This is a genomic window from Haloarcula sp. CGMCC 1.2071 (assembly GCF_037078445.1).
GTDB lineage: Archaea > Halobacteriota > Halobacteria > Halobacteriales > Haloarculaceae > Haloarcula > Haloarcula amylolytica.
Map to the genome: position 1 here is coordinate 1 of NZ_JAYMGY010000035.1, position 11799 is coordinate 11799.

The 11799-nt window shown below is 48.0% G+C and carries 9 protein-coding genes and 1 pseudogene; 4 read left to right on the forward strand and 6 right to left on the reverse strand.

What is annotated here, in order from left to right; translation table 11 throughout:
- On the forward strand, window positions 1-225 hold a 225-nt coding region (locus VI234_RS20800), incomplete at its 5' end, for a hypothetical protein (protein ID WP_336331180.1).
- Between the two features lie 199 nt (window positions 226-424).
- On the opposite strand, the gene VI234_RS20805 is transcribed toward VI234_RS20800, so the two are convergent.
- A complete protein-coding gene (locus VI234_RS20805; RefSeq protein WP_336331173.1) occupies window positions 425-1933 on the reverse strand; it encodes a flippase in 1509 nt (502 codons plus the stop codon).
- A gap of 2 nt (window positions 1934-1935) precedes the next feature.
- Window positions 1936-3249, reverse strand: a complete 1314-nt coding sequence (locus VI234_RS20810; protein ID WP_336331174.1) for a sulfatase-like hydrolase/transferase — start codon at window positions 3247-3249, stop codon at window positions 1936-1938.
- 129 nt (window positions 3250-3378) lie between these two features.
- Between VI234_RS20810 and VI234_RS20815 the strand changes: the two genes are divergently transcribed.
- Both VI234_RS20815 and VI234_RS20820 read left to right on the forward strand, forming a co-directional pair.
- Entirely contained in the window at window positions 3379-4086 is a 708-nt protein-coding gene (locus VI234_RS20815; protein WP_336331175.1) for a glycosyltransferase family 2 protein, read from the forward strand.
- 187 nt (window positions 4087-4273) lie between these two features.
- The gene (locus tag VI234_RS20820) at window positions 4274-5707 is read left to right on the forward strand and encodes a hypothetical protein (RefSeq protein WP_336331176.1); all 1434 of its coding nucleotides are present in this window, start codon (window positions 4274-4276) and stop codon (window positions 5705-5707) included.
- Between the two features lie 370 nt (window positions 5708-6077).
- Here VI234_RS20820 and VI234_RS20825 read toward each other — a convergent pair.
- The 3 genes and pseudogenes from VI234_RS20825 to VI234_RS20835 form a co-directional block, all read right to left on the reverse strand.
- Window positions 6078-6227: pseudogene (locus tag VI234_RS20825) on the reverse strand (ISH3 family transposase); the annotation flags it as partial.
- Window positions 6228-6393: 166 nt separating this feature from the next.
- Entirely contained in the window at window positions 6394-7470 is a 1077-nt protein-coding gene (locus VI234_RS20830) for a glycosyltransferase family 4 protein (RefSeq protein ID WP_336331177.1), read from the reverse strand.
- A 3-nt stretch (window positions 7471-7473) separates the two neighbouring features.
- Window positions 7474-8739, reverse strand: coding sequence for a sulfatase (locus tag VI234_RS20835; RefSeq protein ID WP_442905050.1), 1266 nt, complete (start codon window positions 8737-8739; stop codon window positions 7474-7476).
- A gap of 223 nt (window positions 8740-8962) precedes the next feature.
- Here VI234_RS20835 and VI234_RS20840 point away from each other — a divergent pair, with 223 nt between their 5' ends.
- Window positions 8963-10102 carry a glycosyltransferase family 4 protein gene (locus tag VI234_RS20840; RefSeq protein WP_336331179.1) on the forward strand — a complete coding sequence of 380 codons (1140 nt, stop codon included), beginning with the start codon at window positions 8963-8965 and terminating at the stop codon, window positions 10100-10102.
- Window positions 10103-10196: 94 nt separating this feature from the next.
- On the opposite strand, the gene VI234_RS20845 is transcribed toward VI234_RS20840, so the two are convergent.
- Window positions 10197-11414: a Cdc6/Cdc18 family protein gene (locus VI234_RS20845; RefSeq protein ID WP_008308971.1), complete on the reverse strand. Its 1218-nt coding sequence runs from the start codon at window positions 11412-11414 to the stop codon at window positions 10197-10199.
- Between the last annotated feature and the right edge of the window lie 385 nt (window positions 11415-11799).

Sequence of the window (11799 nt, forward strand, 5' to 3'; positions counted from 1 at the left end):
CACAGTATCTTAGAGCATTTCAGCTACGCCGAGAGCTGTTTCGGAAACCCGGCCGAGATGCTCTCAAATACGCTGTTCGAGCAACTCTGTGAAATCAACAATGTGCTACGGATGAGCGTCTTACCTATAGTTGACAGATTTTTCCTGATATGGGCCATATCAAATTACTTAGTCCGGACGTACACGAGGGCTACTGACTCCGGCTGGAATGGATCAATATCCTGATTTTAAACTGCCTTCTGTGATATATAGTATACAATATCGTTGAATTAACAGAAATAATGAGGGAACTCTATCAGAGGCTCCTGTGGAGATATGCCGAAGACTTAGCGGTGGATAGTTGATGAAGTTGAAAATACGGACAAAATTCCGAAACCCACCTTTTAGAAGTGAATACTGTAGGAGCGCAACTCTTCGCGAATTTTCACAACCAAGACCTCACATAAGGAATTTTAATTGATGTCTTATCTTCAATAGCAGATATTAATAATTCATCGTCCGGCTGGAGGCCCCCTACTAGCACTATCAAAAATAGTGAAGCTACTCCAATGAACGGAAGTAGAACTAACACAGTTATGCCAGAAAACTCAGCTATCGTCCTCAGCAACGCAAGCGGTAACAATATGCCGATGGGAAGGGACATGAAAGTCTTAATATTGTATTCTGAAAATGGGTTTATGTCGAATTTAAACTCAAGTACTACATATACAAAAATGTTGAGTGATATAAAAGAAATGGCAGAGGCTATTGAAGCGCCAATATAACTGTGTCTAGGTATTAGGTAGATGTTCAGCAGAATATTCATTGTAAAGGCGAAAGTGTTCGCGTACATAACATATTTAGTATATCCAAATGCAGAGACGGTTTCGCGGTTTCTCCCAGCGGCTGCACTACTGAAAAACCCTATCGACAATATTGAGAGGGCCAATCCAGCCTTCTTGAAATTTTCGCCCCAGAATAGACCCAATATTTGATCTGGGAATAACACCATTACCACGAACCCCGGGAAAGTGATTATATATATCCACTTCGTCGTTAGTCGGTAGATAGATTCTGTTTCATTTCTTTTATCATTTGAATCAAGTCTAGAAGCAAGTGGTAAGTATAAAAAACCGAAGGAAGATAGAACTAGTTGCAACCCGGCCGCAACTGGGTAAGCTGCGCTATAGAGTCCGACATCGGTTGATGTTTGAAAATATCCAATCATTAGTGTATCTGTTCTGGTCAACAAAATTGACATTACCATGGAGATTATCAGTGGTGCAGAGTAGTAGATGAGTTCTTGGAATCGCCATTCAATTTCTCCGTTAAGCGGAATGACCTTGTTTAGTAAAAATATCGACAGAATACTAGCAATTAGCGCTCCTCCAGTATACGCGAAGGAAGCTGAAACAGCACCTAACCCCATAAATAAAAATATCGAAAGCAAGCCGATCCGCGAGATAGGATATAACAAATCCTGAGCATATGTCCTGTAGATCGTGATTTCTTCACCGCGGATGCCCCCTATACTGATTTTGAGAATGGTCAGTAAGGGGACTGTGAGTACAATTATTCTGAACACGGTCGTTGCTTCAGACCCTCCCAAGACTAATCGAGATAACTCCTTGGAAAATATTAGTAATATAGCTGTGACAATGGCCGAAAGAGTGACTGCAACTAACATACCACTTACCCATACGCCTCGTTTTTCACTTGCTGATTCGAACCGAGACATATATCGAGGGATACCCTGCGTTAGCCCAAACATCGAAATTGTAGCAGAAAGTGTCACAACAGCCAGTGCTGCACTGATGACACCATATTTTGAGGGCCCCAGGGTCCGGCCAATGATAATTCTCTCAAATAGTCCTGATACTGAACTGAGAACTGTCCCAACCATCACCAGAGCAGCACTTGAGACCATTGCCTCAATATCGTCCGAACTAACCATTCTCAGGCATATCCAAGATTTTCTAATTGCTCTTGAACTTGTTCAGATATCTCCGACTTTGAGTTTGATTCAATAGGTTTTCTATCGGTTTCAGCGATTAGATTCCTCAGTTCTACGTTCGCTTCTTTGGGTGAAACTGAATTATCGGTGACCAATCCGTCGTCATGGGTTTCGTACACAAAGCCAAACTCCTTAGATTTGAATCCATCTAAAGGCGAATCCCGCTGGATGTATATGCGCTCGTCAACGCCCTTCCGTTCGAATTGATCCTTATGCCAGTGTAAGAATCCGTGATATTCGAAGAGTCGCTTCTTCGAAGCGGGGTCATCTAATAAATCTTGGCCTCGTGACTCTACATCAATCTGGGCTAAGTTGCAGACTGTCTTGTGAACGTCGAGAATACTTACCACAGATTGATCTTTACCTTCATTGACATTTTCACCGCTAATGACTAATGGTATATGCACCAGTTCCGGGTAAAGTCCATAACTGTGGTTCCACATTCCGTGTTCTCCAAGCATTTCTCCATGATCGGAAAGAGTTATAATATAATCAAAGTCAGAGCTGAGTTGTTCGTGCAATTTTTTATATCTATCTGACAAATACCTCGCAGAATCGTCGTATACTTGACGGATCTTCTCTGGATTTTCGACGGTTCCTGCAAAAGCGTCACCAGTTACTACGTCCACAGGAGTCTCAACAGAAGTGTACTCCTCGGGAGGGTCATACGGGGTATGTGCGTCCATGATATTTAGAAAAAGGAATTCTCTCTCACCGAAGTCGATATCTTCGATACGTTTTATAATCGAATCGATACCGCTGTTAGCAGGCTCTCTAGTATTCTTTACACCTTTAATCATTGATTGAACAGTAGGGGCGTCAGACTGTATGCAAAAGAAAACTGCCTGTAGATATTTTTTTATCGTTGATTGGTACTGCCTTGAATAGAACTCGTTCCAGTCTGCGAGCTCATCATCGGACGGATCTAAATTCGATGGGCCGACAGTCTCGCTGTACCCTTTCTTCCAACCTTCCCACATGTGTATTTGTGGATTTGCGGTTAGAAGCTTGGTGCTGTATCCCTCCGCATTAAGGAGTTCTGGTAACGTTGGTGACTTCCAATCAAGCGACATATCCTTTCCATGTACTTCAACCTCACTAGGATAGTAGCCTGTATACAGTGAGGCGTGTGCTGGGATAGTCCAATGCGAGGTCGAGTATGCACTTGTGAATCTTTTGCCTTCTAACCAACCAAAGTGAGTATTGAAGGCATCGTATCGGAGTGTATCTAGTACCACCACCGCGATATTCGTCATTGTTCGAATGAATAGATACCAACATCTTATATGCAATGGTTCAGACTAGCGTGTGTGAAAACAAGATCGAACAAACCTGATCTGAAGATTAACCGATAGATTTTAATTGAGTGTCGCGTATAATCTGTTGTGAATATATCCCCAAGTGATTGGGAGTACGAAAGAGAAGCTACTGAGCCTACTGTTTCTGTTGTCATTTCCACTATACCGTCCAACGATCATCAAGTTGTTTGTGAATACCTAGTAGAACAAAATTTCTGCAAAGATTGGGAAATAATTGTTGTTAACTGCCCCAATTTAGATCGTTGCGAAGCACGTAATTTTGGTCTCAACAAATCGCAAGCAAGTATTGTAGCGTTTACCGATGACGATACTCGTCCACCAAGTGACTGGGTACAATCTATTGCAAATGCATTTGAAAAAAATGATGACTTAGTCTGTCTAGAAGGTCCCGTTGAAGGCGGTATTCGTTACGGTGGGGAAAGGCAATATGTCGGCTGTAACATGGCTGTGGACCGTGATGAAGCGATTAAACAAGGTGGTTGGAATAGTCAATACGCTGGGTGGCGTGAGGATACGGAGTTCGGTTGGCGAATGGAAGCCGACGCAGCGGGAATCTGTAAATTCGTAGAAGACGCAACGATGATCCATCCAGATTCACCTCGAACACATTATGATCACCGCTTAGAAACTCAACTTAAGAAAAACTATCCGCGTAGATATGAGAAAATATTTAATAAATCCTTAGCGGAAAAAGGTTGGCGTATTGGTCAGCGAATAGGGGTTGTCCCAATTATTAATTCCGTTAGAAACCAACTTCGCGCCGACAACTCGTGATGTGATTCTGATATAATATAGAATGATAGATAGTACTCAACGAAGTAGTTTGAACTCAGTACACAATCTGAGGAAATATTTGATCAAGACTTCTATTGTACTCTTGTTTTTAATCCCGTTTATTTTCATAAGCTTAAACCTCAATACTGGGTTTTACAGAGACATCTTTTTTTATGCAGATGAATATGTGGTTTCTGAAATTATTAGTACTGGCCATATCATTCCACCAGACCAGTCACAGCTAGTAAATTCAAATTTAAAACAAGAGAACTGGGGTAAAATTCTTTCTAGAAAAAATTTGCCGATTTTATCGATTCTGATCGCAGAATACTCATTGGTAACTGGTACATCTCCAAATATATACTATATTCTATTCCCTGGATTCCTGTCGGTTTGGTTCGGATTCTTTATTGTCGCACGTAAAATAATTTTAGATCGCCAGCTCGCGATATTTATTAGTGGTATTGGCTCTATCGCACCGTATGTACCAGTAATCTATAGTTTAAATATAACTTCATTGAATAATGCACTAATCCTCATATCCATTGCAATACTCATATACATTGTCGAAAATCAAAAAAATGTAAATATTGGCGCTTATATTTCTCTCTCATTGATATTAGTTGGCTTATTTTACTGGTATCCTCCCAACTTCGCATTAGTAGGTATCTTACTCATATTGTGCCCAATTGCATTATCTGTGTTAAATAGAAACTACTCGAATGGGCTATTTATTCCAATTAGTGTTTCTGGCTTCTTGTTTTTACAGATATTCGAAATCCCCCTCACAACGTACTTAGCGTACATCAAAACCGGTGCGCTAAGACTAATTTCACTTAAAATTTCTTCGCCCCTGAGCGGCCAAACTGGGACTTATCCTACTGTCTTTGAGCCAAGCTATTACAGCCTCATGGCACTAATATCACTACTTCCTTTAGGTGCAATTGGCGGTCTCATCGCAATTAAGCGGGTTTTGACAGCAGATGGCCACGACGCAACCGAGCTGGTCGCGATAATCTGGGGGAGTTCCATATTCGGTGTCGCATTTCTCTACCTGTCTAGTGGTGAGTCATTCCTTGTGGGCAGGCCTTTCCAACTTTCGGTGCCGGTAATAGTAATCGGTGCGATGTTTGCACTCTCGAAGATAGAGGACCACGACATTATTGTTATTATCATAGTTGCTTTTCTACTTATAACGGTAGGTGGAGCATTTGCTTTACAATCTACCGATGACCGGGCAGAGATTCAGTCCTATGAGTCTGGATCTAATGCTGTCGGAAAATGGGGGAGTGAGCATTTTCGGGGCATAATTCTTTCGGACTTAATGACTGGTGCTCCTGTTGCTGGTGACGGCTATTTATTAATCGATCATCCTGACGAATATACTGATACTGATATGCTATTTTACTCATCAAGTCCGGAATTCCGTGAATATGTCCAATCAAGAGACGCATCCGGAGTCCTGTTGAGTAGTTCGATGCACCGGGATGGCCTGTTTGCAAATCAGCTACCACATCAACCAACTTCCGAATATAAATATCAACAGAGAGTAAGTGATTCTAATTTAGTCTATTCTAATGGAGAGTATCATTATCTTTCGATCAACCGATCTCGCTCTTGATAGTCTGCCAAGTTGGTTCGCAGATTCTTCCCATCTGAATTTTTTGCCCGACTACCGCCCTTCTTAATTAAATTCGCGCGCAATTCTTTGGAAGACAACAACTGCAACACCGTATCTGCGATATCTGCCGTATCCTTTGGGTCAACAAGTAACGCCGCATCCCCCACTATCTCTGGCAACGATGCTCAGTCGCTCACATGAACAGCTGTGTAACCTCGCCTGATGACGGTGAACCAAACCGAACTGGTTGTGGAGCATCTTTAAACCGCTGGTGAGCATGATCTTTGCGATGGACCGTCGCTGTCGGCGGCGGACTGCCACCGACGCGACAGTGTCACCACTGGCGACCGCTATCCAGATCGGTGGATAGCTACCGGAAGAACCGGTCGTCAAGTGGCTGGTTCGCTGGAACAGTCCTGCGCACACCAATTGCTGTCTAGGCTGCCCGCAGCACTATTTCGCAAAACTCCATGAACGGCCACTGCCAGAGGCGGCGCCCCCCTTGGCGGGGCGCCGCCAGGTTGCACATCCTCTCCAAGCAGACGCTTCCTCTAACCCGATGTGATCGACTGAAACTGGGTGCAAAGCTTCACTTGATGGCACAATGCTACCAACTAGACACTACCGTACGAGTACCCCAACGATATACGGGTAGAAATTCACGTAAGATGACTAGCAGGTCTATATTAGACTGTTTTCGATAACACGTCCCGAAGTTGTCCAGTTGCGTTCTCCCAGGTAAACTCTCGGGCATACGCTTGCCCCTGCGCAGCCAGTTCATCCGCCAGTTGTTCGTCGTCAAGTATTCGTACAATCGCATCTGTGATGTCCTGGATGTCTTCGGGATCGACTTGGATACATCCTTCCTGAAGAATCTCGCCGAGAGACGTTGTTTCAGATGCAACGACGGGCGTGCCACAAGCCAGGGCCTCCAAAGGTGGAAGTCCGAACCCTTCGTACAGAGATGGAAAGACGAAGACGTCCGCGTTCTCGTAGGCGTACTTCAGCTCTCCTTCGGTCACGAACCCCGGTGCGATAATATCATCTCGGCTTTCGATATCGACGCTCTTGAAGATGTTTTTGTTCTCGGGACCGATGATAACTAGCTTATGCGGGAGATCGGTCTGCGTTTTGATCGCTGCGTACGACTTTATAACCCGTTTGAGATTCTTCCGTGGGTTCATCGACCCAACGAATAAGAGATAATCCTCAGGGAGCCCATTGAGCTGCTCGCTCTGAGATGAAAAGAACGTCTTGTCGACACCGTTGTACACGACACCGACTTTCGAAGATGGCACGTCCAGGTTATCGACAATCTCACTCTTCGAAAATTCAGAGACTGTTGTGATAGTACTTGCAACATCGGCACCACGAGGAACCGCTAACCGTCTGTACAGCTGGTGGATACCACTCGACCATCCCTTGAGGGCATTCACATCGTGGATACACATGACCACTGGACACGATATTCGAGTCATCGGAGCATTTCCGTTTGGACAGTACAGAACATCAATGTCAGACCGATGTACTAGAGCAGGTAATACCGCCCGTTCCCAGACAAGCCCGTACGCTTGTGATGAGACGGGATATGCAGTACTCACAACCTTATCCTCAGGGAAGAGGGTGTTTATGGAACTATCACCGAACAAAATGACATCAGTATCGGATCGGTCGATAAGCCCTCTAGTATGTTTGATTGAAGTCTGTACGGCTCCACCGGGTTCATCGACCGTGAATGTACGTGCGTTCACGCCAACTTTCATCATCTACTCCTTGTAACCCAGTGCACTCAATCGACGTTCAATTTCCTCGTCTACTTCATCTTCGGCGGCTGCTTCTCCGTTACTTTCCAGTTGAACACGTTTGGTAACGTGCGCTTCCAGATCCTCACGGAGTGAGCGGTTCGAACACTCCCCGAACTCAATCGAACCACTCCCCCGATCCCGTTCACAGAAGCAGGAACCTTCCTGTGTCCGAAGCGCGTATCGGCGAATGTGGCTGTGTTCGTCCTCGCCTCGGGCTTGGAGAAACACCGTTCGGTCAACACCCAATTGGTCTAGCAATGAGACACGCCTGGAATCAATATCTTGCCCGACGATCCGTTTGAATGTACTCACAATATCTAACGTGCTTACCGGTGTCTCTACCGTTTTATCAGTTCCTTCGGGTTCTCGAACGAACAGTGGGACGTGCGTTATCTCATCGTGCAAGTACCGTGGGTGCTCGTAGTACCCGTGCTCACCGAACGCATCCCCGTGATCAGCCGTGACCACCAATAGCGACTCCTCCAGCAAACTCCGACTTTGGAGTTCCTTCAGGAACTCACCGATATACTCGTCGTTGTAACGGATTTCAGCGTCGTACAGATCAATCAACAGCTGACGTTCTTCCTCGGTGATCGATTCCGGCTCGTCAATGGCACGCTGATACAGCGACTGGGCGTCGCGGCCAGACAATTCCTTGTCTGCATACAGCGTCGCGTACTCACCTGGCGGCTCGTACGGTCCATGGGTGTCCATGTAGTGGTTCCAGAGGAAGAACGGCTCGTCAGAATCCAGCGAATCAATCCACGACAGTGACCGCTCGTTGATCTCTTCGGCTCGAGCATAATGGCGATTTCGTAGTTTGTCAAGTGCGCGTTGGGCCAGAGCGACGAGTTTGTGCTGGCCGAAATGAAGATCGTCGTCAAACGTATCGAAGCCCTGATCGAATCCATATGCTCTCGAGACGAATGGATTGGAATGGAATCCGCCAGTAGCGAATCCAGCTTCCGAAAGCTGGGAAGCGATTGTCTCCGTTGCAAGCCGGTAGCTATCGTTGATTGCCACATCGGGGTACTCCCCGGTCAACAGCGCAGGGACCGCTTCGCGTGTGTGTGAACTCGCGCTGTAGGCATTTGTGAACCGAATACTCTCCTCAGCAAACTCATCAAGTACAGGTGAAGTCTCACGGTGGTAGCCATAACAGGAGAGGTGGTCCGCCCGGAGTGCGTCCGCAGAAAGCAAAATTATGTTCGGCGGGGAAGCAGTCATGTAGACGACTCTTTCCCCGGACATGATTTTATTCTTCCGAAGCTAGTAATTACTGCACCCTGCGTACCAAACGTCGAACACAAAAATAACCAATCAAAAACTCTCGACTATAACCGAATTCGTCTGAATTTCGCCGTTTAGGTGCCTAGCTCAAATCATTCAACGCGTTTCACTGAAACAGAGTATTCAAGATGGTCCTATGGGAAATGATATTCACATCGTGATGGATGTCTGTTTTGTAAGTAATGTAATATATCCGTTCATCACCGGGGGTGCAGAAAAGCGAATCCACGAAATCGGCACCCGCCTCGCCGACGAGGGCCACGACATCACCATCTACGGCCGACATTTCTGGGACGGCCCAACAGAGATCACCCACGAGGGAATGACCCTCCGTGCAGTTGCCCCAGAAGCAGAGCTCTACGAAGACGATCGCCGGTCCATCACGGAAGCCATCGACTTTGCGGCTCGCGCACTCCCTCCGCTCCGTCGCCGTCTCAGCGACGATGAACACGACCTCGCGATCGCTAGCGTCTTCCCGTATTTTCCAGTTCTCTCGACGAAGCTTGCTAGCCTCGGGACTAGCACACCAGTGGTCACGACCTGGCACGAGGTCTGGGGCGACTACTGGGAGGAGTACCTTGGCCCGCTCGCTCCGGGTGGCAAACTCGTCGAACAACTCACTGCCAAGACGCCCCAGCATCCGATCGCGGTCTCGGGCATCACAGCGGACAACCTCGCTGACATCGGCCCGAATCGCGAGCATATCGAGGTCGTGCCAAACGGGCTCGATACCGAGCAGGTCCAGACGGCCCCCCGCCCCGACACCGGCTACGACATCGTCTTCGCAGGTCGACTGATCGAGCACAAGAACGTCGACATTCTGCTAGAGGCATTCGATGCAGTCGCCGACAGGCATGACGTCACGCTGGGGATCATCGGTGACGGCCCGGAGCGTGACCGGCTGGATACCAAACGCGAATCACTGGAACACGCCGACCGCGTTTCGATGTTAGGCTTTCTTGAAGAGTACGAGGATGTTCTCGGCCATATGCGGGCTGCAGACATATTCGCGTCTCCCTCAACGAGAGAGGGATTCGGAATTACCTTCGTCGAGGCGATGGCCGCCGACTGCACCGTGATTGCTGCTGACCACCCAGATTCGGCGGCAGACGAGGTCATCGACGGCGCCGGCTTCCTCGTAGAACCTACCATTGCCTCGCTCACAGAAACGCTCGATGATATTTTAGGTGGTGGCCGCCCAGCGACGGATCCCGTCGAACGTGCGCAGCAATACGACTGGGATGCGGTTGCAGATCAGGCCGAAACCGTCTATCAGCGAGCTCTTGACGGGTCGTGGTAACATGAACTCTAGCGGAAACGGAACTGCGCTTTGGCTCCCCTCTGCGGTTTAATATCGAAGCCGACCCACACACCTCGTAACGAGTGAAACATCGTCATGGGTCCCCGCCCTTCGCTGAGCTCTCAATGGCTTGGATGACAACCTCTGGATCCCGAAGCAGTCGATGTTCCAGGTAGCTCCCTTCACCCTGTCCACCCCCTGTGTGATTCGACTCAGTCACCCCGAGAAACGACTGTTCTTTCAGCAGCCGGTACACGCGATCCTCGGAGAGTGGATCCGCTCCAGCCTGCTCAGCGACCTTTAAATAAAGCGTATAGATCTGATGAGTTCGAAAAGCTTCCTGAGCTGGGTTGTCGACGGTAAGTAGCGCCAGCGCTCGGAGGATGTATTTCACATGCGGCGTCGTCCCACGCACGAGTTTCTCGAAGCGGTTCACCTCCGCTCGTTGGACGGCGTCATCGACGTGCGAGACTGTGACTGTCTCCGTCCCCTGTTTCTCAGCGAGACGACCAGCTTCGTATAGCGTATCGATCGCTTTCCGTGCATCCCCGTGTTCTTTGGCTGAGAGGGCAGCGACCTTTGGGATCACATCGTGCTCCAACACGTCCGGTTCGAAGGCATCCGTCCGGTTGTCCAAGATTGCTCGTAACTGACCAGCATCGTAGGGGTCAAAGACGAGTTCGTTCTCCTGCAGACTTGAGTCGATGCGTTCGCTCAAGCGCTCGCGATATTCGATCTTGTTACTGATGCAGATGGCGCCGACGTGTGTCTCTGCCTTCCCGCTCTCGCGAGCCCGAGAGAGGCTGCGTAACAGTTCATCATCGTCTAACTTGTCGATTTCATCGAGAATGACGACCAGTGAGTTAATGTTGTACTCCTCAAGTAGGTCCCAGGTGATGTCACGGTAGTCGGCGGCTCCGATCCCGACACGCGGGACGTCGATATCTGCGTCGAGGCTCGCCACTAGTTTGCGTGCCATCTCCCGGCTTGCCTTTGCGTCGGTCTGATAATCGGAGCAGTCGACGTACGCCTGCTGAAACGAGATATCGTTTGCCTGTGCCTCGAAGTGAGCCTCACGAGACACACACCTCGCAACGAGTGACTTTCCGGTTCCGGTCTTGCCGTATATGATCGTACTCTCCGGTGGGCCGCCGACCGTTGCTGGACCGAGTGCTTGCCCGATAGCGCTGACTTCGTCGTCCCGCCCAACGACTCGCTCCAGATCGGGGACGTGGCCGACGCGTACCAGTTCCCTGTTAGCAAATATTCCGCCGGTTTTGAAGATATTATCATCCTCATCTGAGTCTGACATTATTTACTCTATCAAATCCGTCCCTGTATGATAAATGTAGCGACCAAGCAACGAGTGAAGTTTAGTAAAACCGGTCTAAAACCATTTTAGTAGCTTTTCACATAAATTTATATATGTCTGAGTGGAGTTTCACACACCCACTACCGAGTGTAATCGCCTACTGCCCACACTAGGCTACTTGAAGTCACGCGCGGGAAGGCATGCAGTCCACGATGGACTATATCTAGATCGGAGTACCTTACCCTCATTTCACCACTGGCGCAGCGTCTACTGGCGGAGCAGGCCGAGTGCCTCGGGGCTTGACCCCGAGGGTGAAGGCCGTAAGCCCCGTTAAACGTGTTCCGTTCGCTCGATATACTGCTCAATCGTGTCGGTCGAAACATCA